This window comes from Bradyrhizobium sp. KB893862 SZCCT0404 (genome assembly GCF_018130885.1).
Lineage (GTDB): Bacteria > Pseudomonadota > Alphaproteobacteria > Rhizobiales > Xanthobacteraceae > Bradyrhizobium > Bradyrhizobium stylosanthis.
The window spans coordinates 60,694-83,054 of the sequence record NZ_JAFCLT010000018.1; the positions used below are offsets into that span (position 1 = coordinate 60,694).

General features: G+C 66.2%; 20 protein-coding genes. 10 read left to right on the forward strand and 10 right to left on the reverse strand.

The window, feature by feature from the left end; all coding sequences use genetic code 11:
- Positions 1–138: 138 nt before the first annotated feature.
- From nadA to nadC, 3 genes are all read left to right on the forward strand, one after another.
- Positions 139–1,245, forward strand: coding sequence for a quinolinate synthase NadA (nadA, locus tag JQ617_RS38465; RefSeq protein WP_212030896.1), 1,107 nt, complete (start codon positions 139–141; stop codon positions 1,243–1,245).
- Between the two features lie 188 nt (positions 1,246–1,433).
- On the forward strand, positions 1,434–3,041 hold the full coding sequence (locus JQ617_RS38470) for an L-aspartate oxidase (RefSeq protein WP_212030897.1): 1,608 nt from the start codon (positions 1,434–1,436) through the stop codon (positions 3,039–3,041).
- A gap of 13 nt (positions 3,042–3,054) precedes the next feature.
- Positions 3,055–3,933, forward strand: coding sequence for a carboxylating nicotinate-nucleotide diphosphorylase (gene nadC / locus JQ617_RS38475; RefSeq protein ID WP_212030898.1), 879 nt, complete (start codon positions 3,055–3,057; stop codon positions 3,931–3,933).
- A 120-nt stretch (positions 3,934–4,053) separates the two neighbouring features.
- Here nadC and JQ617_RS38480 read toward each other — a convergent pair whose 3' ends face one another.
- The 3 genes from JQ617_RS38480 to JQ617_RS38490 form a co-directional block, all read right to left on the reverse strand.
- Complete coding sequence (locus tag JQ617_RS38480; protein WP_212030899.1) at positions 4,054–5,508, reverse strand: cell wall hydrolase; 1,455 nt, start codon at positions 5,506–5,508, stop codon at positions 4,054–4,056.
- A gap of 453 nt (positions 5,509–5,961) precedes the next feature.
- Positions 5,962–8,931, reverse strand: coding sequence for a pyruvate, phosphate dikinase (gene ppdK / locus JQ617_RS38485; RefSeq protein ID WP_212030900.1), 2,970 nt, complete (start codon positions 8,929–8,931; stop codon positions 5,962–5,964).
- A 96-nt stretch (positions 8,932–9,027) separates the two neighbouring features.
- The gene (locus JQ617_RS38490; protein ID WP_018648785.1) at positions 9,028–9,183 is read right to left on the reverse strand and encodes a DUF3096 domain-containing protein; all 156 of its coding nucleotides are present in this window, start codon (positions 9,181–9,183) and stop codon (positions 9,028–9,030) included.
- A 223-nt stretch (positions 9,184–9,406) separates the two neighbouring features.
- On the opposite strand from JQ617_RS38490, the gene JQ617_RS38495 reads away from it, so the two are divergent.
- Positions 9,407–9,760 (forward strand): DUF1236 domain-containing protein, encoded by a 354-nt coding sequence (locus tag JQ617_RS38495; RefSeq protein WP_063691936.1) that lies wholly within the window; start codon positions 9,407–9,409, stop codon positions 9,758–9,760.
- A 351-nt stretch (positions 9,761–10,111) separates the two neighbouring features.
- On the opposite strand, the gene glyS is transcribed toward JQ617_RS38495, so the two are convergent.
- The 6 genes from glyS to JQ617_RS38525 form a co-directional block, all read right to left on the reverse strand.
- Complete coding sequence (gene glyS / locus JQ617_RS38500; protein WP_212030901.1) at positions 10,112–12,211, reverse strand: glycine--tRNA ligase subunit beta; 2,100 nt, start codon at positions 12,209–12,211, stop codon at positions 10,112–10,114.
- On the reverse strand, positions 12,211–13,146 hold the full coding sequence (locus JQ617_RS38505; protein ID WP_212030902.1) for a glycine--tRNA ligase subunit alpha: 936 nt from the start codon (positions 13,144–13,146) through the stop codon (positions 12,211–12,213). Before JQ617_RS38505 ends, glyS begins: the two co-directional genes overlap by 1 nt.
- A 290-nt stretch (positions 13,147–13,436) precedes the next feature.
- The gene (locus JQ617_RS38510; RefSeq protein WP_028178670.1) at positions 13,437–13,628 is read right to left on the reverse strand and encodes a hypothetical protein; all 192 of its coding nucleotides are present in this window, start codon (positions 13,626–13,628) and stop codon (positions 13,437–13,439) included.
- Between the two features lie 106 nt (positions 13,629–13,734).
- A complete protein-coding gene (locus JQ617_RS38515) occupies positions 13,735–14,643 on the reverse strand; it encodes a S49 family peptidase (protein ID WP_063691945.1) in 909 nt (302 codons plus the stop codon).
- Positions 14,644–14,858: 215 nt separating this feature from the next.
- The gene (locus JQ617_RS38520) at positions 14,859–15,626 is read right to left on the reverse strand and encodes a tRNA1(Val) (adenine(37)-N6)-methyltransferase (protein ID WP_212030922.1); all 768 of its coding nucleotides are present in this window, start codon (positions 15,624–15,626) and stop codon (positions 14,859–14,861) included.
- Positions 15,619–15,846 (reverse strand): putative signal transducing protein, encoded by a 228-nt coding sequence (locus tag JQ617_RS38525; RefSeq protein ID WP_008131471.1) that lies wholly within the window; start codon positions 15,844–15,846, stop codon positions 15,619–15,621. The genes JQ617_RS38520 and JQ617_RS38525 overlap by 8 nt, the downstream gene beginning before the upstream one ends.
- Positions 15,847–15,980: 134 nt before the next feature.
- Between JQ617_RS38525 and JQ617_RS38530 the strand changes: the two genes are divergently transcribed.
- The 6 genes from JQ617_RS38530 (at position 15,981) to JQ617_RS38555 (ending at position 21,263) form a co-directional block, all read left to right on the forward strand.
- Entirely contained in the window at positions 15,981–16,988 is a 1,008-nt protein-coding gene (locus JQ617_RS38530; protein ID WP_063692598.1) for a polyprenyl synthetase family protein, read from the forward strand.
- A gap of 436 nt (positions 16,989–17,424) precedes the next feature.
- Positions 17,425–17,940, forward strand: coding sequence for a winged helix-turn-helix transcriptional regulator (locus JQ617_RS38535; protein ID WP_212030903.1), 516 nt, complete (start codon positions 17,425–17,427; stop codon positions 17,938–17,940).
- 1 nt (position 17,941) lies between these two features.
- On the forward strand, positions 17,942–19,204 hold the full coding sequence (fabF, locus tag JQ617_RS38540) for a beta-ketoacyl-ACP synthase II (protein WP_212030904.1): 1,263 nt from the start codon (positions 17,942–17,944) through the stop codon (positions 19,202–19,204).
- A gap of 59 nt (positions 19,205–19,263) precedes the next feature.
- Positions 19,264–19,896 carry a LysE family translocator gene (locus JQ617_RS38545; protein WP_212030905.1) on the forward strand — a complete coding sequence of 211 codons (633 nt, stop codon included), beginning with the start codon at positions 19,264–19,266 and terminating at the stop codon, positions 19,894–19,896.
- A 52-nt stretch (positions 19,897–19,948) separates the two neighbouring features.
- Complete coding sequence (locus tag JQ617_RS38550; protein ID WP_212030906.1) at positions 19,949–20,365, forward strand: RidA family protein; 417 nt, start codon at positions 19,949–19,951, stop codon at positions 20,363–20,365.
- A 25-nt stretch (positions 20,366–20,390) separates the two neighbouring features.
- Positions 20,391–21,263, forward strand: a complete 873-nt coding sequence (locus tag JQ617_RS38555) for an alpha/beta fold hydrolase (protein ID WP_212030907.1) — start codon at positions 20,391–20,393, stop codon at positions 21,261–21,263.
- Positions 21,264–21,465: 202 nt separating this feature from the next.
- On the opposite strand, the gene JQ617_RS38560 is transcribed toward JQ617_RS38555, so the two are convergent.
- On the reverse strand, positions 21,466–22,350 hold the full coding sequence (locus JQ617_RS38560; RefSeq protein WP_212030908.1) for a 4-(cytidine 5'-diphospho)-2-C-methyl-D-erythritol kinase: 885 nt from the start codon (positions 22,348–22,350) through the stop codon (positions 21,466–21,468).
- Positions 22,351–22,361: the final 11 nt, after the last annotated feature.

Sequence of the window (22,361 nt, forward strand, 5' to 3'; positions counted from 1 at the left end):
CGCCCGGCGTGTTATCTTCAATTTGCTCATAGTGAGTATATGTAAGCGCTTGTGAAATGCTCCCGGCCCCGGCGGCCGGATTTCTCGGGCTCTATATATACTCATATGGAGCATAATTATCATGCACGGGAGGCTTCGATGCCAATCACTGGAATTTACGGCCCCGACGATCTTGCAGAACGACCGCAGGACCAGATCGCACCCTCTCCACGCCCCGCGCCGACGCGCACGAGACCCGCGCTGCCGAAGCCCTCGCTGGAATGGACTGATGAGGTCGAGCGCGCCACTGCGCCGCTCTACGAGCGCGTGAAGCACGTGATCCCGCCGATCGAGTGGCCGCTGATGGCGCCGACGATCCACGCGATCAACGAGCTGAAGCGGGCGCGCGGCGCGGTGATCCTCGCCCACAACTACCAGGCCCCGGAGATCTTTCACTGCGTCGCCGACATCGGCGGCGACTCGCTCCAGCTCGCGGTCGAAGCCACCAAGGTCAAGGCCGGCATCATCGTCCAGTGCGGCGTGCACTTCATGGCCGAGACCTCGAAGCTGCTCAACCCGGACAAGACGGTGCTGATCCCGGATTCGCGTGCCGGCTGTTCGCTCGCGGCCAGCATCACCGGCGCGGACGTCCGCCTGCTGCGCGAGAAATTTCCCGGCGTGCCTGTTGTTGCCTATGTCAACACCTCGGCGGAGGTGAAGGCCGAAGTCGACATCTGCTGCACCTCGTCGAATGCGGTGCAGGTGGTCGAGAGCCTGAATGCGCCGACCGTGATCTTCCTGCCCGACCGCTATCTCGCCACCTACGTCGCCTCCAAGACCGACGTGAAGATCATCGCCTGGAAAGGCGCCTGCGAGGTGCACGAGCGCTTCAAGGGCGAGGAGCTGCGCGCCTATCGCGAGGCCGATCCTTCGGTGCAGATCATCGCGCATCCCGAATGCCCTCCGGACGTGCTGGCGGAGGCCGACTTCACCGGATCAACGGCACACATGATCAACTGGGTCCGCGAGAAGCGTCCGCGGCGACTGGTGATGATCACGGAATGCTCGATGGCCGACAATGTCCGCGCCGAGCTGCCTGACGTGGAGATGCTGCGCCCCTGCAATCTCTGCCCGCACATGAAGCGCATCACGCTCGCCAACATTCTGAAGAGCCTGCTGACATCAGGCGAGGAAGTCACGATCGATCCCGCGCTCGCGGTGCGGGCACGGCGTTCGGTGGAGCGGATGATCAATCTGAAGAACTAGCAACGTAAGTCGCAACACACTCGCTGCCGTCCCGGCGAAGGCCGGGACCCATAACGACAGGCAGATGTTTGGGCGAGGTACGGCGTGAACAGCTGCGCGTAACACGACCGCCACGGAGTATGGGTCCCGGCCCCCCGTGCGCAATTGCGCACTAGGCCGGGACGACGGCGGAGAGCTTGGAGAGAAACATGACAAATAACATCCACAACCTCACCCGCACGACCGACGACATCGTCATCGTCGGCGGCGGCCTTGCCGGGCTGTTCTGCGCACTGAAGCTGGCGCCGCGGCCGGTGACACTGATCTCGGCCGCGCCGCTCGGACAGGGCGCGTCCTCCGCCTGGGCGCAGGGCGGCATCGCAGCGGCCGTGGCCGAGGGCGACACGCCCGAAGCGCATGCGGCGGATACGATCGCCGTCGGCGGCGGCCTTGTCGACGAAGCCGTCGCACTCGGCATTGCGCGCGAAGCCGCACCGCGGATCCACGACCTGCTCGCCTATGGCGTGCCGTTCGACCGCGATCTCGAAGGCCGCCTCGCGGTCGGACGGGAGGCTGCGCATTCAGCGCGCCGCATCGTTCATGTGCGCGGCGATGGGGCGGGTGCCGCGATCATCGCGGCGCTGAGCGAGGCCGTGCGCCGGACGCCGTCGATCCGTCTGATCGAGGGTTTTGTCGCCGAGGCGTTGTTGACCGAGGATGGCGCCGTCAGCGGACTTCAGTTGCGGGAGGCCGGCAATCCCTCCGCGCGGCCGATCCTCATTGCCTCGCGCATGGTGGTGCTTGCGACCGGCGGTCTCGGCCACCTCTATGCCGTCACGACCAATCCCGCTGAGGGGAACGGATCGGGCCTTGCGATCGCTGCCCGCGCCGGCGCGGTGATTGCCGATCCTGAATTCGTCCAGTTCCACCCCACCGCCATCATGGTCGGGCGAGATCCTGCACCGCTCGCGACCGAAGCGTTGCGCGGCGAAGGCGCGACGCTGATCAACGGCCATGGCGAGCGCTTCATGCAGGCGCGCCATCCGCTCGCCGAGCTCGCACCGCGCGACATCGTGGCCCGCGGCGTGTTCGCCGAGATCGCGGCCGGGCGCGGCGCCTTCCTCGATGCGCGGCAGGCGCTGGGCGCGCGCTTCGCCGAGAAATTCCCGACCGTCTATGCAAGCTGCATCGCGGCCGGCATCGATCCTGCGACGCAGGCGATCCCGATCGCGCCGGCCGCGCACTACCACATGGGCGGCATCGCGGTGGACGCGCGCGGCCGCAGCTCGATCGACGGGCTCTGGGCCGGCGGCGAGGTGTCGTGCACCGGCGCGCATGGCGCCAACCGCCTCGCCTCCAATTCGCTGCTCGAAGCGGTGGTCTATGCCGCGCGCATCGCCGATGACATCGCCGGCTGCGCCATCCCCTCACCTGCCCGCCTCCCCGATGCGTTGGTGGCGATGCAGGGCGAGGCTCCTGCTGCAGCGAGCGTGAAACGGCTGCGCGCAATGATGAGCGCGCATGTCGGCGTTGTCAGGGACGGCGACGGGCTTGCGGACGCGATCCGCAGCTTTGCCGCGCTCGAACGCGAGGCGGCCAGCCTCGCGGTCCGCAACGTGGCGGCTTCGGCCCTGCTCGTCGCGGCCGCAGCCTGGACTAGGTGCGAGAGCCGCGGCGCGCATTTCCGTTCCGATCATCCGGCGGAAGTCCCTGCGCTGGCACGGAGAACGATGACCACACTCGCCGCGGCGCGCGACGTCGCCGCGAGCCTGAACGACCAACCGCTGCCGCGCATTGCGCAACCCATGATCGCCTGACGGAGTTTCCCCCATGATCACTTCGACCTCACTACTCTATCCCGACGCCTTCCTCTCGCCGCTGGCGATCGACGAGGCCGTGCATCGCGCGCTCGACGAGGACCTCGGCCGGGCCGGCGACATCACTTCGCTCACGACGATTCCCGAAGCGACGAAGGCGCAGGCCATCCTGGTCGCCCGCCAGTCCGGCGTGATCGCCGGTTTGCCGCTGGCGCTCGCAACGCTGCAAAAGCTTTCGCCGGATATCGAGGTGCGCGCGCATGTCCGCGATGCAGCACGCGTCGCCCGCGGGCAAAACGTGTTGACCCTCTCGGGGCCGGCGCGCGCCATTCTCACGGCGGAACGGACCGCGCTGAATTTCGTCGGCCGCCTCTCGGGCGTCGCGACGCTGACGGCGGATTACGTCGCGCGCACGGAAGGCACCCAGATGCGCATCTGTTGCACGCGAAAAACCACGCCGGGATTGCGCGCGCTAGAGAAATATGCGGTGCGCTGCGGCGGCGGCTTCAATCACCGCTTCGGCCTCGACGATGCGATCCTGATCAAGGACAACCACATCGCGGTCGCGCGCGGCATCCGCCCGGTGCTGGAGCGCGCGCGGGCCCATGCCGGCCATCTCGTCAAGATCGAGATCGAGGTCGATACTCTGGCGCAGCTGCGCGAGGTGCTCGACACCGGACTCGCCGATGCCGTGCTGCTCGACAACATGGACCTCGCGACGCTGCGCGAGGCGGTGCGGATGACGGAAGGCCGGCTCGCGCTGGAAGCATCCGGCGGCGTCACGCTGGACTCGATCGCAGCGATTGCGGCAACCGGCATCGACTACGCGTCGGCAGGCGCGCTGACGCACTCGGCGCCGAACTTCGACTGCGCGCTGGATATCGAGATGTGATGGGAGCACCTTCGCACGAGATCGTCATGCCCGGGCTTGTCCCGGGCATCCACGACCTTGCGGCGCGGCCATAAGAACGTGGATGGCCGGGACAGGCCCGGCCATGACGGTGTGGAAAGACTATCTCCGCTCGCTCACGCCCATCTCGGCGGAGCTCTTGGCTTCCTGCGCCAGCTCGGCGGAGAGCGCGGCGGTCTGGGCAGGCGTTCCCCAGCTCGGCTCCTCGCTGCCGTCGCCCCAGGCGCGCGGGCGGTAGAAGGTGTGGACGCCGGTCTTGTACATCTTCTTCATCTCGGCGACCCAGGACGGACGCACCCAATAGGCGTGGTAGTGCGTGGATTTGCCGACCTCGGGCAGCCAGATCTGGCCGTCGAGCATGGCCTTGGCGATCTTCTTGGCGCGATCCCACATCTCGGGCTCGCGGATCACGTCGGCATTGTTGTCGCAGGCGAAGGTGAACTGGCAGGCGAGATGGCGGTGCTTGTTCTGGTAGACCGCGCCGCACACGGTGTCGGGATATTTTCCCGAGAAGACGCGGTTCATCACCACCTGCGCCACTGCGATCTGGCCGCGCACGGCTTCGCCGCGGGATTCGAAATAGACGGCTTCGGCGAGGCACTTCTCCGACTTGGCGCGCGACTTGTCGTCGAGCGCGAGCCGCTCCGCCGGAGACTTGGCGCGCTGGTTGTCGGCGTTGACCTCGCCCTTCGGCGCGACGCTCTCGCCGCTTTCGATGTCCTTGGCGATCTCCGCCGTCGGCGGGGTCAGCGAGGCCGTCACCTTCATGTCGGGATCGGGCATCACGATCAGCGGTTCGGCACCGGGCTGCCAGCTCTCGATGCTCTCGATATTGCCGCCGAGCGAGGAGCTGCCGAAGAACAGGTTCGAGGTCTTGACGCTGAAGGGATCGCGCACGGGCGTCGTCGGCGCAGTCGTCCGTTTCAGCGCTTCCAGCGGCTGCACCGCGAACGAGCGTGCCACGTCGCTGGCCTGCGGGGGATTGGCATATTGCGGCAGCGGCGGCGCGCGCAAGGCTTCCGCGAGTTCCGGATCGAGCGCAGCCGCGGACTCCGGCGACATCGCTTGCGGCAATGAAGCGGTCTTGGCGCCGAACACCGAGCTGTTCGACGTGGCGGGATCTTGCTGTGCGGGCGGCGCCGCCGGCGCGAGCGTCTCGGGCGTTTGCGTCGGCGTGGCGGTCGCCAGACGATCACCCTTCATGGAGCGATCGACCTTGGGGAAATCCGCGGCCTGATAGCGCGGCGGCGCCTGGAGCGCCGGGTTGCGGCTGATCGCGCCGGTGACGTCGCGGCCGTCGATGCTTGCGAGACGAACCATCGCGCTCTGCGGAACCGAAGTGCCGATGGGACGGGAAAAGCTGTAGGTGGCGAGCTGGATCGAGGACGCGGCTGAGAACACCTGCTTCTGCCAACGCTCGGCGACGCCGGGCTGACGCGCCAGCAGAGAGGCAATGTCCTGATAGCCGGTCTCTCTCGGCATCAATGCGAAGATGCAGAGACCGATGCCGAAGGACGCGAACCGCGCGCCCTTCGGATGGTTACGCAACATTGACATCAACACGCTCACGCTACGCTACGCTTACGCCAGAAAAATCGAACGGCAGTACATCCGTGCAATTCGATCTTTATCGTAAGTATCCAATTTAGGTTGCCGCGGCGTTAATCGGCGTTGCGCGCGCGGCACACTCAAGCGATTGCAGGTGTTTTCACGGGCAATGATGCATGGTGGTAAATGCGGGCTGACGTGAAGCGGTAAACAAGAGGTCAACGCGAATGGTGAAGGAACTCTTGATGACGCGTATCATTACGGGACGCGTGTGAGTTCCCTCGGCTCTCTCCACATCGTCATTGCGAGCGCAGCGAAGCAATCCAGAGCCTTTCAGCGGAGGCAGTCTGGATTGCGTCGTCGCAAGGGCTCCTCGCAATGACGGTGAGAGAGCACCGACTCAAATGAAAAGAGGCGGAGCTTTCGCCCCGCCTCTTGGCATTCAACACTTCTGCTCGTCGCTTACGCCTGGCTCGCGATCGCCTTGCCGAGCGCGGCCTGGGCTGCCGCGAGGCGCGCGATCGGCACGCGGTAGGGCGAGCACGAGACGTAGTCGAGACCGATATTGTGGCAGAAGGCGACGGAAGCGGGATCGCCGCCGTGCTCGCCGCAGATGCCGACCTTGAGCTTCGCGCGCGTCTTGCGGCCGCGGGCGACACCGATCTTGACCAGCTCGCCGACGCCTTCCTGGTCGAGCGCGACGAAGGGGTCGACGGACAGGATGCCCTTCGCAACGTAGGGACCGAGGAAGCTCGCCGCGTCGTCGCGGCTGATGCCGTAGGTCGTCTGCGTCAGGTCGTTGGTGCCGAACGAGAAGAACTCGGCGCTCTCCGCGATCTCGGCCGCGAGCAGGCAGGCGCGCGGCAACTCGATCATGGTGCCGACCTGATAGGCGATCTTGGCGCCCATCTCGCGCATCACCGCCTTCGCGGTCGAGTCGATGCGCGCCTTGACGAGGTCGAGCTCCATCTTGGTCGCGATCAGCGGCACCATCACCTCGAGGCCGACGGCCTTGCCGGTGCGCTTCTCGGCCTCGATCGCCGCCTCGAAGATCGCGCGGGCCTGCATCTCGGCGATCTCCGGATAGGCGATCGCGATGCGGCAACCGCGGAAGCCGAGCATCGGATTGAACTCCGAGAGCTCGCGCGCGCGGTCGGCCAGGCGCCGCGGGTCGGTGTTCATGGCACGCGCCACTTCCTCAACCTCGGCATGGGTGTGCGGCAGGAACTCGTGCAGCGGCGGATCGAGCAGACGGATCGTGACGGGCAGGCCCTTCATGATCTCGAACAGCTCGACGAAGTCGGCGCGCTGCATCGGCAGCAGCTTGGCGAGCGCCGCGCGGCGGGACTGCTCGTCTTCGGAGAGGATCATCTCGCGCACGGTGCGGATGCGGGTCTCCTCGAAGAACATGTGCTCGGTGCGGCAGAGGCCGATGCCCTCGGCGCCGAACTTGATCGCGGTGCGCGCATCGTCCGGCGTGTCGCCGTTGACGCGGACGCCGATCTTGCGGACCTGGTCGGCCCAGTTCATCAGCGTGCCGAACTCGCCGGAAAGCTCCGGCTCGATCATCGGCATGCGGCCAGCCAGCACCTGGCCGAGCGAGCCGTCGATGGTGATGACGTCGCCGGTCTTGAAGGTGCGCGAGCCGATGCTCATGGTGCCGCGGCCGTAATCGACGCGGATGGTGCCGCAGCCCGAGACGCAGGGCTTGCCCATGCCGCGCGCGACGACCGCCGCGTGCGAGGTCATGCCGCCACGGGTGGTCAGGATGCCTTCGGCGGCGTGCATGCCGTGGATGTCTTCCGGGCTGGTCTCGATGCGGACCAGGATGACCTTGCGTCCGTCGCCCTGAAGCTTGGCCGCTTCATCCGAGGAGAACACGATCTCACCGGAGGCCGCACCCGGGGATGCCGGCAGGCCGGTCGCGATCACGTCGCGCTTGGCGTTGGGATCGATGGTCGGATGCAGGAGCTGATCGAGCGATGCGGGATCGATCCGCGACACCGCTTCCTTCTTCGAGATCAGGCCTTCATTGGCGAGCTCGACAGCGATGCGCAGCGCCGCTTTCGCGGTGCGCTTGCCGCCGCGGGTCTGCAACATCCAGAGCTTGCCCTGCTCGACCGTGAACTCCATGTCCTGCATGTCGCGGTAGTGCTTCTCGAGCAGCGTGTAGATCCGCGTCAGCTCCTTGAAGGCCTCCGGCATTGCGGCTTCCATCGACGCCTTGTCGGAGCCGGACTCCTTGCGCGCTTCCTCGGTGATGTCCTGCGGCGTGCGGATGCCCGCCACCACGTCCTCGCCTTGCGCGTTGATCAGGAACTCGCCGTAGAGCTTGCTCTCGCCGGTCGAGGGATTGCGGGTGAAGGCGACGCCGGTGGCCGACGTCTCGCCCATGTTGCCGAACACCATGGCCTGCACGTTGACCGCGGTGCCCCAGGATTCCGGAATGTCGTGCAGCTTGCGGTAGGTCACCGCGCGCGCATTCATCCAGGATGAGAACACCGCGCCGATCGCGCCCCAGAGCTGATCGTGCGGATCCTGCGGGAAGTCCTTGCCGGTCTCGCGGGCGACCGCGTCCTTGTACTTGCCGACCAGCTCGACCCAGTCGTCGGCGGACAGGTCGGTGTCGAGCGTGTAGCCCTGGCTGTCCTTGAACGTGTCGAGGATTTCCTCGAAGTGATGATGCTCGAAGCCGAGCACCACGTCGGAATACATGGTGATGAAGCGGCGATAGCTGTCATAGGCGAAGCGGCGGTCGCCCGACAGTTCCGACAGCGCTTCCACGGTCTCGTCGTTGAGGCCGAGGTTCAACACGGTGTCCATCATGCCCGGCATCGAGGCACGCGCGCCCGAGCGCACGGAGACGAGCAGCGGGTTCTTGGTGTCGCCGAACACCTTGCCGGTCAACTTGCCGACATGGTCGAGCGCCTTCTCAACCTGCGCCTGCAACTCCTTCGGGTAGGACTTGTCGTGGGCGTAGAAGTAGGTGCAGACCGAGGTCGGGATGGTGAAGCCCGGAGGCACGGGAAGGCCGAGATTGGCCATCTCGGCGAGGTTGGCGCCCTTGCCGCCGAGCAGGTCGCGCATCTCGGTTCGGCCCTCGGCCTTGCCGTCGCCGAACGTATAGACCCATTTGCCGGCCTTGCCCGCGACCGATGCCGCCTTGGCGGGTGCAGCCTTGGCAGGTGCAGCCTTGGCGGGCGCCGCCTTTTTCGGCGCCGGCTTCGCGGCGACCGGCTTGGTCACAGCCTTCGCGGCCGGCTTTGCCGCCGGCTTGGCTACGGGCTTTACGGGCGCTTTGGCCACCGGCTTCGGAGCGCTCTTCACGGCACTCTTGGCGAGCGCCTTGCGCGCTGCCGGCGCGGCCTTCGCCTTGGCGGAGGGCTTTGATTTCGCTGCAGTTTTAGAAGGCTTCGAGGCGGCTTTGGCCATAGCTTGCACACAACCTGCGAGAGGAATGGGAAATCGCGCGCCTTACACCACTTTGGGCAGGCCCGCGCAAGTCGGACTGTTCCGGAAAATGAACCCCTAGAGGTGGAGCCACTTCAGGAGCCCGAGCCCGATCGCGCCGTTGACGATGAGGAAGATCGCGACGATCAGGTTGAGCAGCCGCGGCATGATCAGGATGAGCACGCCCGCAATCAACGACAGGATCGGCGAAATGTGGGCGACGGTGATGTGCATGAACGATCTTTCTGTGGAGGTGAGGCGAATCGCGGGCGGATCATAGCGGCCCCGGTTCCGCGAGTAGAGACGCACAAGCGCAATGCGAGTTCCCGCCTTCGCGAAAACTGCCCGAAATTGCCGCGTATGCGGCATGCATTCCCCGGAACATTGCCAGGACGCATGCATTGGCAACCGGTCGCGCCACTGGCGCTTCCGAAGAATCACGTTGAAGGAGTTTTGCATGCGGAACAGGATTCTTGCTCTGGCAGCGCTCGCGGCCGCCATCGGCTCGCCCCTGGCGGCGCAGGCGCAAAGCGGCGTCACGATCGGACGTGCGCCGGTCGTGGTCGACAGCGGCCCGACGATAGCGGTCGAACAGCGGCCGGCCTTCCGCGACTATGTCGTCGAACAACGTGTGCCGGCCTTCCGTGTCCCGGATCGCGTGGTGGTCGGTGCCACCTTACCCGAAAGCGGCATCACCTATTATGACGTGCCGCAACGTTTCGGCGCCACCACCTATCGCTACACCGTCGTGAACGGCGAGACCGTGCTGGTCGAGCCGCGCTCGCGGCGCATCGTCGAGGTGATGGACTAGACTTCATCTGGACGCGTTTTCTTCACGCGAACCGGTACCCACTTCGCATGAAAACGCTTCCGTTCGAACTAGATGTCCGGCGCGTCACATCAATCAGGCTGGCGCGAGCAGTATAAATCGGACATCAGGCCCTGCCCGGTTTCCCCCCGCCGGGCAGGGCATTTTTGTGTGCTGTATGTGCACGCTCTCGTGTCCCGGACGCGACGCAGCGCGCAAGCGGTGCGGCGCAGAGCCGGGACCCAGAATCTTTCTTTGCAGCGGCATGGGCCCCGGCTCTGCAGCGCACCGCCACCGGACGATGCTTCGCATCGCCGGGGAGGCGCTGCGCAGCGTCCGGGGCACGAGACCGGCTTAGTCCTGGATCTTCGAGAAATCCGCCACCGCACGCGTCGCGCTGCGGATCTCGCCGAGCAGCTTCAGGCGGTTCTCGCGCACCTTCGCATCGTCGTCGTTGACGCGAACCTTGTCGAAGAACGCATCCACGGGCGGACGCAGCTTTGCCATCGCGCTCATAGCAGCAGCAAAATCTTCCTTGGCGACGGCGGCGCCGGCTTCCGCCTTCACCTCGCCGATCGCCTTCGCCAGCGCCTTCTCCTCAGCGAGGCCATAGAGCGCGGCATCGGGCGCGCCGTCGAAGGTCCGCTTGTCCTTTTTCTCCTCGATCGAGAGGATGTTGCTGGCGCGCTTGGTGCCGGCGAGCAGGTTCTTGCCGTCGTCGCTGTCGAGGAATTTTCCGAGCGCCTCGACGCGGCGGACGATCATCAGGAGATCATCCTGGCCGCCGAGCGCGAACACGGCGTCGACGAGATCGTGCCGCGCGCCCTGCTCGCGGAGCTGGACTTTCAGGCGGTCGGCGAAGAACGCGAGCAGATCGCTCGGGAGCCTCGCGGCATCGGCCGGCTTCACCGCCAAGCCGGCGAGCGCCGACGCCGCCACCTTCATAAGCGACAGGCGCAGGCCGTTTTCGACGATCAGCCTGATCACGCCCAGCGCCGCACGACGCAGCGCGTAGGGGTCCTTGCTGCCGGTCGGCTTCTCGTCGATGGCCCAGAAGCCGACGAGCGTATCGAGCTTGTCGGCGAGCGCGACTGCGACGCTGACCGGATCGGTCGGCACGCGATCGGTGGGGCCCTGCGGCTTGTAGTGCTCCTCGCACGCGGCAGCGACGGAGGCATCCTCGCCTTGCGCGAGCGCGTAGTACTTGCCCATCAGGCCCTGGACTTCCGGGAACTCGCCGACGACTTCGGTCAGCAAATCCGCCTTCACCAGATGCGCCGCGCGGGTCGCCTTCGCGACATCGGCACCGACCAGCGGTGCGATCTCGGCGGCGAGACGCTCGATGCGTTTGATGCGCGCGGCCTGGGTGCCGAGCTTCTCGTGGAACACGATCTGCTCGAACTTCGGCAAACGATCTTCGAGCCTGGTCTTCAGGTCCGTCTCGTAGAAGAACTTCGCATCCGACAGGCGCGGACGGATCACGCGCTCGTTGCCGGAGACGATGACCTTGCCGCCGTCGGCAGCCTCGATATTGGCGGTGAGGACAAACTTGTTGGTCAGCTTGCCCGTCTTGGCATCCCTGACCACAAAACACTTCTGGTTGTTGCGGATGGTGGCGCGGATCACCTCTTCCGGGATCGCGAGATATTCGGCCTCGAACGATCCCATCATGACGACGGGCCATTCGACGAGGCCCGAGACCTCGTCGAGCAGCACCTGATCCTCGACCAGCTCAAAGCCCTGCGCGAAGGTCAGCTCCTTGGCGTCTTCGAAGATGATGTCCTTGCGCGCCTGCGGATCGAGGATGACCTTTGCCGCCTTCAGCTTCGCCTCATAATCCTCGAAGCGGCGCACGTTGATCGCAGCCGGTGCCATGAAGCGATGGCCATACGTTGTCTGGCCGGTCTCGATGCCGTCGACCTCGAACTTCACGACATCGGGCTCTTCCGTCTCGGGCCCGAACGTCGCTGTGATCGCGTGCAGCGGACGCACCCAGCTCAGCGAGCCCGGCTTGCCCGAACGCGCGCCCCAGCGCATCGATTTCGGCCAGGGGAAGGTGCGGATGATGACGGGCAGGATTTCAGCGAGCACGTCGATGGCGTCGCGGCCGGGCTTCTCGATCAAGCCGATGTAGAAATCGCCCTTGGGATCGCGCTGGATCTTGGCTTCGTCCAGCGACTTCAAGCCCGTCGCCTTCAGGAAGCCCTGCACGGCCGCATCGGGCGCGCCGACCTTTGGCCCGCGGCGCTCAGTCTTGAGGTCAGGCTGGCGCGTAGGGATTCCGTGCACGGTGAGCGCGAGGCGGCGCGGCGTCGCGAACGCCTTCGCGCCTTCGTAGACGAGGCCTTCGGCAACGAGCTTGTCGGTCACCATGCGGCGCAGATCGTCGGCCGCCTTGGCCTGCATGCGCGCGGGGATCTCTTCCGAGAACAGTTCCAGCAAAAGTTCGGGCATCAGGCCGCTCCGCCCGCTTCAGTATGGATCCAGGCCTCGCCGCAGGCCTTGGCCAGCTCTCGCACGCGAAGAATGTAGCTCTGCCGCTCGGTCACGGAGATCACGCCGCGCGCGTCGAGCAGGTTGAAGACATGGCTTGCCTTGATGCACTGGTCGTAGGCCGGCAGCGCCATCAGATGCGCCTCGCGCTTGTCGTCCTTCCAGCCGGCGTCGAGATATTTCCGGCAGGCGGCTTCCGCCATCTTGAACTGCTCGAACAGCATCGCGGTGTCGGCGACTTCGAAATTGTGCTTCGAATATTCACGCTCGGCCTGCAGGAAGACGTCGCCATAGGTGACCTTCTGGTCACCGTCGCGACCGTTGAAGTTGAGGTCGTAGACGCGGTCGACGCCCTGCACATACATCGCGAGGCGCTCGAGCCCGTAGGTGAGCTCGCCCGCGACCGGCGCGCATTCGAAGCCGGCGACCTGCTGGAAATAGGTGAACTGGCTCACCTCCATGCCGTCGCACCAGCACTCCCAGCCGAGGCCCCAGGCGCCCAGCGTCGGGCTCTCCCAATCGTCCTCGACGAAGCGGATGTCGTGCACGGCGGAATCGATGCCGATTGCGGCCAGCGACTTCAGGTACAGCTCCTGAAGGTTCGGCGGCGACGGCTTCATGATCACCTGGAACTGGTAGTAGTGCTGCATCCGGTTCGGATTCTCGCCGTAGCGGCCGTCCTTGGGCCGGCGCGAGGGCTGCACATAGGCCGCGTTCCAGGGCTTTGGCCCCAGCGCGCGCAGCGTGGTCGCCGGATGGAAGGTGCCCGCACCCATCTCCATGTCGTAGGGCTGCAGGATCACGCAGCCCTGCTCGGCCCAGAACCGCTGGAGCGCGAGGATGAAGCCCTGGAACGAGCGTTCCGGGCGCATATGGGCGGGCAATGAGGCGTCCATCGTCAGATCAGGCTCTCGCGGGGGTTTTGAATCGCGCGGGACCGTATCGACGGCGGAGGTGGGAATCAAGGCAAAGGGGGGCGAAATGGCCGTCATTCCGGGGCGCCCGAAGGGCGAACCCGGAATCTCGAGATTCCGGGTTCGATGCTTTGCATCGCCCCGGAATGACGTCGTTTGTGCCGGAGGGTGGGCAACGCGAAGCGTGCCCACCACCTGTCGCCACCGGGAGAGTTGGTGGGCACGGCGCAAAAGCGCCTTTGCCCACCCTACGGCCGCGGTGTGTGGAGGGGCTAACCGGGCCGGTAAGCTCCGGTCACAGGGTCGCGTTTCAGCGTCTGGATATCCCCCATGCGGGCAGCCTCGGCGACGCGCGACAGGCGCATCTCCTCCAGCTCCTGGTTGATCCGGACGGCGGTCTTGTAGGCCCAGCGGACCACGGCAAGCCCGCCCAGGACGCCCGCGAAAGCGACGAACGGCGGCATCTGTCGATCCTTGTCTAGTGCTCAGCCCCCACGCGCATTCTCGCGCAGACCGGCCTGCACCGCAATCGGCAGACCCCGGGCCAAATGGCGCGGGGACTACCGACGGCTAGAACCCGAATTTCGCCCAAATGGCCCGCGTCTCGACCGCCGAGATCAGCTCGTCCGGCAGACCGGCCATTGATTCCATGGCCAAAAGCTGGCCCGCGCCGGGCGCTTTCCGCCCGAAAAGGCCCGACAGGAGGCCGGTCGGCTGGGCGATCACGGGGGTGAGAACCTTCTCGCCATAGCGGGCACGAAGAGTTGAGCGGAGATCGCCGATGCCGTCGGCAAGCCCCAGCGCGATCGAGCTGTCGCCGGCCCAGTATTCGCCCGTGAACAGGGTGTCGTCGGCGCCCTTCAGCCTGTTACCGCGGCTCTCCTTCACCAGCGCGATGAAGATGTCGTGGATCTCGCGCTGGATCGCCTTGAGCTTCGCGACGTCATCGGGGTTTTCGGGCAGGAACGGATCGAGCATCGCCTTGTGCGCGCCCGCCGTGTAGAGGCGCCGCTCGATGCCGAGCCGCTTGATCGCCTCCTGGAAGCCGAAGCTGCCGCCGACCACGCCGATCGAGCCGAGGATCGAGGACGGATCGCAGAAGATCTCGTCGCCGGCGCAGGCGATCATGTAGCCGCCGGAGGCCGCGACGTCCTCGACGAAGACGAGCACAGGCAGCTTCTTCTCCGCCGCGAGCTGCTTGATGCGCAGATAGATCTGGCGCGACTGCACCGGCGAGCCGCCGGGCGAGTTGATCACCAGCGCCACCGCCTTGGCATTCCGCATCGAGAAGGCCCGCTCCAGCACGCGCGCGACGCCCGCAAGCGTCATGCCCGGACGCAGCGGCGTCACCGCGCCGATCACACCGGACAGCCGCACCACCGGCACCACCGCCGTGCCGGGACGGAAGCGCGCCGGCAGATATTGCATGAGCTTGTCGGCCAGGCCGGAACTCCCACGATCGTTCAATTGTTCGGCCATGCCCTTACCTCTGATTAACCATTTCTTATCACGCGAGTGTCATTGAAAGTGCCTGGAACGTGTTTTGCAGAATCCCGGTTGGGAAGCTGCAATAGGCAGCGGAGGAAACGTCATGAAGATCTATCTGCTGCTGCTGCTGATCGGTGCGCTTTTCACGGCTATCCGCTTCACGTCCTCCTCTGAACAGCAGACGGAAACGCTTCCGCAGTAAGGCGTCACGGCTCCGCCAGCGGCAAGGCCGCCCTCCCCTCCAGAATATCCTTCACCTCTTTTTTAGGCACGACTGACTCGTCATTGAGCATGAGGCCCGGCAGCAATCGCGTCGGGGCCCGGCCGCCTTTGATCGCGCGCACCAGCACGCGGATCGCCGGCTTTCCAGCTTCGCCATGAACCGGCAGGATCGCGAGGCTACCGAAGCCGCGTGACAGCGCTGCCATGACATCGGCGATCCCATCTGCACGCCAGATCAGGGTCAGTGCGCCATTCGATCGGAGGATGCGCCGCGCTGCATGCACCCAGGCATGCAGCGTCTCTTCGGTCGCCACATGCGCGGTGTGGCGCATCTGATCCGGCGAGCCGCGATGGCGCGCGGGATCGTTGAAGGGCGGGTTCATCAGCACGGCATCGACGCTGTCGGGCACCAGCCCGTGTTCCGCAAAGGCCTGCGCGTCCGCGGTGACGTCGAGCACGATGGCTTCTGCGGGAATCGCGTTCGCCGCGGCATTGGCACGCGCGAGCTGCGCGAGTTCCGGATCGATCTCGATCAGGCTGAGCCTGATCCCCGCCACACGGCGGGCGAGTGCGAGGCCTGCCGTGCCGATCCCGGCGCCGAGATCGACCACGCGGTCGCCCGCCCGGGCCTGTGTCGCCGCCGCCAGCAGGATCGCATCGTGCCCGGCGCGATGGCCGGTCCGCTTCTGCCTCAGCAGCAACTGCCCGCCGAGAAAGGCGTCCTCGGTAATGTCTGCTGCGGCCTCAATCATCGCCGCGCAGTTCGTGGCTGAGGCCGGCCTCGGTGAGGAGTGCCCTCGCCTCCTGGGCGTCGTCCTCATGGACCAGGATCCGCCGCGGCAGGATGCCGAGCGAGCCCTCGATGATGCTCATGTTCTGGTCCAGCACCAGATGATGGATATTGGCGCCGTCGAGCAGCGCGCCGATCGCCGACACCAGCACCATATCGTTGGTCCGAACCAGTTCACGCAAAACGCAAATCTCCTGCCTGGAGGGGGTGAAAAGGGGCAAATGTCAATGGTTCCGCGGCCCTTGCCGCATCCGCCGCCAGTTTCTATTGTATTTCCATCAGAATAGCCCCTCCGGGGCAAATATTGGAGACCGGCGTGGCCGTCATCGTACCTTTCGAAACTCCCGGCGCGTCGATCGAAGAGCTGGTTGCCCTTGTCGCCCCAGACATGGAGCGCGTCAACGCCACCATCCTGTCGCGGACCGGCTCGGACGTGACCATGATCCCGGAGGTCGCCAACCATTTGATCTCCTCCGGCGGCAAGCGTCTGCGCCCGATGCTGACGCTCGCCATGGCCAACCTCGCCGGCTACACCGGCGACGGCCACATCAAGCTCGCCGCCTCCGTCGAGTTCATGCACACCGCGACCCTGCTCCACGACGACGTCGTCGACGAGAGCGAGATGCGCCGCGGCAAGCTGTCGGCGCGCATGCTCTGGGGCAACGAGGCGAGCGTGCTGGTCGGCGACTTCCTGCTCGGTCAGGCCTTCCGCATGATGGTCGAGGTCGGCTCGCTGCGCGCGCTCGACATCCTCTCTGCCGCCGCCGCCACCATCGCCGAGGGCGAGGTGATGCAGCTCGCCGCCGCCAAGAACACCGCGACCACCGAGGACGAATATCTCGCCGTGATCCGCGGCAAGACCGCCGAGCTGTTCGCGGCGGCCTGCGAGGTCGGCCCCGTCATCGCCAACCGCCCGAAGGCGGAGCAGACCGCCTGCCGCTCGGTCGGCATGAATCTCGGCATCGCCTTCCAGCTCGTCGACGACGTGCTCGACTATGGCGGCAAGAGCGCAAAGCTCGGCAAGAACACCGGCGACGATTTCCGCGAGGGCAAGATCACGCTGCCCGTGGTGCTCGCCTTCCGCCGCGGCAACGACACCGAGCGCGCCTTCTGGATCCGGGCGCTGGAGCGCGGCGAGATCGGCGACACCGATCTCGATCACGCCATCGGCCTGATGAACAAGCACCGCGCGCTCGAGGACACGCTGAGCCGCGCCCAGCACTACGGCGCCATGGCCGTGGACGCGCTGGCCCTGTTCCCGTCCTCGCCGATGAAGAGCGCGCTGGAGCAGGTCGTGGCGTTCTGCCTGGCAAGGTCGCACTAGGCTTCTGTCGTTCCCACACCGCTGTTGGCCCCGTCATCCTGAGGCGCGAGTGGCGCGATGCGCTGCATCGCGCCGGAGCCTCGAAGGATGCGCGGCCGAGCTGCAGCTGGGCCGTTCGCCCTTCGAGGCTTGCCCCGCTTTGCAGGGCGCGCACCTCAGGGTGACCGCGATAGATTTGGAGCGCGACTGTCTCCACACCGTCGTTGCGAGCGCAGCGAAGCAATCCAGAATCCCACGCGGAGATAGTCTGGATTGCTTCGCTGCGCTCGCAATGACGGAGCGTGGCGTACGGCCATCGTTCATCAACTCGCATCTCAAATCGCAGCGACAGCTCTAGTCACAACGACAGCTTCTCGACCCCGCGGTTCCCACCACCCACATCACTCCGCCGACCAGTCACTTGCATTTTGCAAGTGACTGCCCTACGTTCCGCGCCATGCAACCGAAATCGCCCTCGATCCTCGAATGCCCCGTCGGCCGCGCCGTGGAGACGGTCGGCGAGTGGTGGAGCATCCTGATCCTGCGGGATGCCTTCCAGGGCGCGACGAAGTTCGACGAGTTTTCGCAGAGCCTCGGGATCGCGCCGAACATCCTGTCGCGGCGGCTGGCCCATCTCACCCAAAGCGGCATGTTCGTCCGCCGCCGCTATCACGAGCGGCCGCCGCGCTACGAATATGTGCTGACCGACAGGGCGCGGGATTTCTTTCCCGTGGTCGCGGCGCTGCTCGCCTTCGGCAACAAGCATCTCGCACCGAAGGGCGAATCCATCCTGCTGGCCAATCGGGACGACGTCCGCCCGCTCGATCCCGTGGTCGTCGACGCCGCCAGCATGCGTGCGATCACGCTCGCCAATGCCGTGGTCGTCGCGGGTCCGCGCGCCAGCCGCGGCCTGCGTGCGCGGCTCGCCTCACTCAAGGCCATGAACCCGGCCGTCGCGCCGGCGGGAGATTGACATGCGTCGTATCGTCGTGACGGGAATGGGCGCGGTGTCGCCGCTCGGCTGCGGTGTCGAACTGTCCTGGCGCCGGCTGCTTGCCGGCCAGAGCGGGCTGCGTCCGCTGCCCGAATGGGCGCAGGTGCTGCCCGCGCGCATCGCGGGTCTCGTGCCTGACAAGGCCGATGACGCCGAGGGCGGCTACGATCCCGCGCAGGCCGCGGCGCCAAAAGACCAGCGCAAGATGGACCGCTTCATCCTGTTCGCGCTGCTCGCCGCGGCAGAAGCGGTGGCGCAGGCGAAATGGACGCCGCACGATGCAGCCGCGCTGGAGCGCACCGCGACGATCATCGCGTCCGGCGTCGGCGGCTTTCCGGCGATGGCGGACGCCGTGCGCATCACCGAGCAGCGCGGCGCGCGCCGGCTGTCGCCGTTCACGATCCCCTCCTTCCTCGCCAATCTCGCGAGCGGCCACGTCTCGATCAAATACGGCTACAAGGGCGCGCTGGGCACGCCCGTGACCGCCTGCGCCGCCGGCGTGCAGGCGATCGGCGATGCCGCGCGCATGATCCGGGCGGGCGAAGCCGATGTCGCGATCTGCGGCGGCGCGGAGGCCTGCATCGACATCGTCAGCCTCGGCGGCTTTGCCGCGGCACGTGCATTGTCCAGCAGCTTCAACGACGAACCCGCGCGCGCCTCGCGTCCGTTCGATCGCAATCGCGACGGCTTTGTCATGGGCGAAGGCGCCGGCATCCTGGTGATCGAGGATCTCGAGCATGCGCTTGCGCGCGGCGCGACGCCGATTGCAGAGATCGTCGGCTACGGCACCACGGCGGACGCCTACCACATGACGTCGGGCCCGCCCGATGGCGACGGCGCCCGCCGCGCCATGGAGATCGCGCTCCGGCAGGCGAGACTCGAACCCGCCGACCTGCAGCACCTCAACGCGCATGCGACCTCGACGCCGGCTGGCGACGAGAGCGAGCTCGGCGCGATCGGCGCGCTGTTCGGCCGCAACCGGAACATCGCGGTCAGCGCGACCAAATCGGCCACCGGCCATTTGCTCGGCGCCGCCGGTGGCCTCGAAGCCATCTTCACCATCCTCGCGCTGCGCGACCAGATCGCGCCGCCAACACTCAATCTCGAAAACCCCGATCCGGGCGCCGATGGCATCGACATCGTCGCCGGCAACGCGCGGCCGATGCCGATGCTGAACGCCATCTCCAACGGATTCGGCTTCGGTGGCGTGAACGCCAGCGCGATCTTCCGCCGGATGGGCTGAACGAGAACCCATTAAATCAGAACCCTTGCAATCGCGGCGCGCTGCGCTACGAAAACGGGATGATCGACACGAATTTCTGGCTGTTCCTGGCCGCTGCCTGTCTCATTGCCGCCGTTCCCGGCCCCGGGATTTTCTACGTCGCGGCACGAACCTTGTCGGAAGGGCGCGGAAGCGGCTTTGCCTCGACCGCGGGCACGGCGCTGGGCGGGATGGTCCATGTCGTGGCCGGCAGTCTCGGCATTTCCGCGATCATCCTGGCCAGCGCCGAACTGTTCACCGCAGTCAAATTCGTCGGTGCGCTTTATCTGGTCTGGCTCGGCATCAAGACATTCCGCAGTGCCGGCCGCGTGCTGTCGCTCGAGAGCGCGCCCGTCGGCGACAAGCGCGCGTTTCGCGACGGCGTGCTGGTCGAGGCGCTGAACCCGAAGACCGCCGCGTTCTTCCTCGCCTTCATTCCGCAATTCCTCGATCCCGCGGGATCGAACCCGACGCTGCAATTCATCATGCTGGGCGCGATCTCGGTGATGCTGAACACGCTCGCCGACGTGGCCGTGGTGCTGATGGCCAGCGCGACGCGCACGCAGCTGATCGGACGGCCGCAACTGATGCGGCGTCTCACGCAGGGCTCCGGAATGTTCATCGCTGGGCTCGGCCTCACGCTGGCCCTGGCGCGGCGCCCGGCTCAGGGCTGACGGAGCACTGTCCATTGTACGTTGGAGGGCGGGCCATGAAGCGAGGTTCACGATGACATCACGGGTCGAAACGCTGACGCCGCCGAACACACCAAAACCGATCGGCCCCTACAATCACATCGCCAAAGTCGGCGACCAGATCTGGATCGGCGGGACTGCGGGCTTCGATCCGGCAACGGGACAACTGGTCGGCGCCGATGTCGGCTCCCAGACCCGGCAGATCTTCAAATCGTTTGCGGTGATGCTGGCCGCGGTGGATTCCGATCTCAACCACGTCACCCACATCAACGTGTTTCTCAAGCAGATGTCGGACTTCGAGGCGATGAACGCAGCCTATGTCGAGATGATGGGGGAGCATCGTCCGGCTCGCACGGTGTTTGCCGTGCTGGAGCTTCCGAAGCCCGGCGTCATGCTGACCATGAACCTGACGGCCGTGACACGGCAACCAGCCTCATCGGCGGGAAGATAACCGCATTTCAAGGAATCACGGCCCGATGCTCGCTCCGCAAAGTCGCTACTATGAGTCACACGGCCTGCGGCTGCATTATGCCGACTGGGGCAACGCGGACGCGCCGCCTCTCATTCTGGTTCACGGCGGCCGCGATCACTGCCGGAGCTGGGACGTCATCGCGCGCTCGCTGCAGCCGCATTTCCACGTCATCGCCCCCGACCTGCGCGGCCACGGCGATTCCGACTGGACCAAAGGCGGCAGCTACGCGCTGACCGAGTATGTCTACGATCTCGCCCAACTCGTTCGCAGCATCGGCGCGCCTCAGGTGACCCTCATCGGCCATTCGATGGGCGGCATGGTGAGCCTGATCTTTACGGGCTCATTCCCCGAGCTCGTCACCAAGCTGGTCGTCCTCGACGGTGTGACCATGCTGCCGGATTCGCCGAAGGCGCCGGCGCATGAGCGCATCGGCAAATGGGTCAGCCAGCTCGACAAGCTGCACGACCGCACGCCGCGCCGCTACGCGACGCTGGCGGACGCCGCCGCGCAGATGGTGCTGCACAACAAGCGCCTGTCCCGCGAGCTTGCGCTGCACCTCGCCAGCCACGGCGCCCGGCAGAACGAGGACGGCACCTATAGCTGGAAGTTCGACCCCTATCAGCGCGCCTCTGCGCCGCACCGGCTCTGGCCGGACGATCATGTCGCGCTGTGGTCGCGGATCGCCTGCCCGACGCTGCTGCTCAATGCCGGCGAGAGCTTTCTGGCCGGCGCGAAAGCGGCAGGCCTGGAGCGCTACTTCCCGAACGCACGCATGGAGACCATCGCCGGCGCGGGACACTGGCTGCAACACGACAAGCCGCAGGAGGTGCTGGGGGAGATCCGGCGGTTCCTGGGGCTCGACGAAGAAAGCTGCTAGCTCCAGGGCCGTAGGGTGGGCAAAGCGGAGCGTGCCCACGCATCTGTCGCCGCATCGGAAAGATCGTTGGCACGGCGCTTCGCGCCTTTGCCCACCCTACGGCACTACGGCAGAATCGTAGCCCGCATGAGCGAAGCGATCTGCGGGACGCCGCGAGGAAGAACCCCGGATATCGCTTCGCTCATCCGGGCTACGGTACCACCTAGCTCAACGTTCCCGCATGCACCCACCAGCCGGGGTGATCGCGCCGGATCTTCTCGGCGGCGGCATGGGCATCCGTGGGCGCGCCATAGATCGCAAAGCACGTCGCACCGGAGCCGGACATCCGCGCGAGCTTGACGCCGGCGGAATCGCGCAGCGCTTCCAGCACCTCGCCAATCACCGGCTCGATGCGCATCGCGGGCGCTTCGAGATCATTGGCGACGGTTTCGAGAACGTCGACCCAATCGGTGATCGAGCCGCCCTCGTCCGGCCAGGCCGGGGCGTCCAGCACCGAGGTGGCGCCGACCAGGAGCTCGCCGTTGCGCAGGCCGAGCTCCCTAAACACGTCCTTGGTGGCGACGGGCACGCGCGGATTGACCATCACGCAGGGCATGCTCGGCAGGGCCAGCGGCAGCAACTGCTCGCCGACGCCGGTCATGTCGCAGGCGCGCGAGAACAGGCACACCGGCACGTCGGCACCGGTCGCCAGTGCGACCTGCTGCAGGCGCGGATCGTCGAGCGGGAGATTGTTGAGGCGGGCCAGCAGGCGCAGCGCCGCTGCGGCATCGGCCGAGCCGCCACCGATGCCGGCGGCCACGGGAAGCACCTTGTCGAGCGCGAAGGCACCGAGCTTCAGGCCCGGCACGGCCTCTGCCAGAAGCTTGGCCGCCTTGAACACGAGATTGTCGCTGGCTTCGCCGCAGGCCGCGGCAAGCGGTCCGGTCGTGACGAGCTTCAGCTCGCCGCCCGGCTCCAGCGTGAGCCGGTCCGCGCAATCGGCGAACGCGACCACGCTTTCGAGATCATGATAGCCGTCCGCACGACGGCCGACGACGCGAAGGCTCAGATTGACCTTCGCCCGTCCCTCTTCAATCAACGCCGGCATTGACGATCAGC

Excerpts from the sequence above, each read along its gene's own strand:
- JQ617_RS38535 (WP_212030903.1), top strand. The coding sequence starts at position 17,425 with ATGCAACCGAAATCGCCCTCGATCCTCGAATGCCCCGTCGGCCGCGCC.
- fabF (WP_212030904.1), top strand. The coding sequence starts at position 17,942 with ATGCGTCGTATCGTCGTGACGGGAATGGGCGCGGTGTCGCCGCTCGGC.
- JQ617_RS38515 (WP_063691945.1), bottom strand. The coding sequence starts at position 14,643 with ATGGCCGAACAATTGAACGATCGTGGGAGTTCCGGCCTGGCCGACAAG.
- JQ617_RS38480 (WP_212030899.1), bottom strand. The coding sequence starts at position 5,508 with ATGTCAATGTTGCGTAACCATCCGAAGGGCGCGCGGTTCGCGTCCTTC.
- JQ617_RS38520 (WP_212030922.1), bottom strand. The coding sequence starts at position 15,626 with ATGATTGAGGCCGCAGCAGACATTACCGAGGACGCCTTTCTCGGCGGG.
- nadA (WP_212030896.1), top strand. The coding sequence starts at position 139 with ATGCCAATCACTGGAATTTACGGCCCCGACGATCTTGCAGAACGACCG.
- glyS (WP_212030901.1), bottom strand. The coding sequence starts at position 12,211 with ATGCCCGAACTTTTGCTGGAACTGTTCTCGGAAGAGATCCCCGCGCGC.
- JQ617_RS38495 (WP_063691936.1), top strand. The coding sequence starts at position 9,407 with ATGCGGAACAGGATTCTTGCTCTGGCAGCGCTCGCGGCCGCCATCGGC.
- JQ617_RS38510 (WP_028178670.1), bottom strand. The coding sequence starts at position 13,628 with ATGCCGCCGTTCGTCGCTTTCGCGGGCGTCCTGGGCGGGCTTGCCGTG.
- JQ617_RS38555 (WP_212030907.1), top strand. The coding sequence starts at position 20,391 with ATGCTCGCTCCGCAAAGTCGCTACTATGAGTCACACGGCCTGCGGCTG.
- JQ617_RS38470 (WP_212030897.1), top strand. The coding sequence starts at position 1,434 with ATGACAAATAACATCCACAACCTCACCCGCACGACCGACGACATCGTC.
- JQ617_RS38550 (WP_212030906.1), top strand. The coding sequence starts at position 19,949 with ATGACATCACGGGTCGAAACGCTGACGCCGCCGAACACACCAAAACCG.
- ppdK (WP_212030900.1), bottom strand. The coding sequence starts at position 8,931 with ATGGCCAAAGCCGCCTCGAAGCCTTCTAAAACTGCAGCGAAATCAAAG.
- nadC (WP_212030898.1), top strand. The coding sequence starts at position 3,055 with ATGATCACTTCGACCTCACTACTCTATCCCGACGCCTTCCTCTCGCCG.
- JQ617_RS38560 (WP_212030908.1), bottom strand. The coding sequence starts at position 22,350 with ATGCCGGCGTTGATTGAAGAGGGACGGGCGAAGGTCAATCTGAGCCTT.
- JQ617_RS38505 (WP_212030902.1), bottom strand. The coding sequence starts at position 13,146 with ATGGACGCCTCATTGCCCGCCCATATGCGCCCGGAACGCTCGTTCCAG.
- JQ617_RS38545 (WP_212030905.1), top strand. The coding sequence starts at position 19,264 with ATGATCGACACGAATTTCTGGCTGTTCCTGGCCGCTGCCTGTCTCATT.
- JQ617_RS38490 (WP_018648785.1), bottom strand. The coding sequence starts at position 9,183 with ATGCACATCACCGTCGCCCACATTTCGCCGATCCTGTCGTTGATTGCG.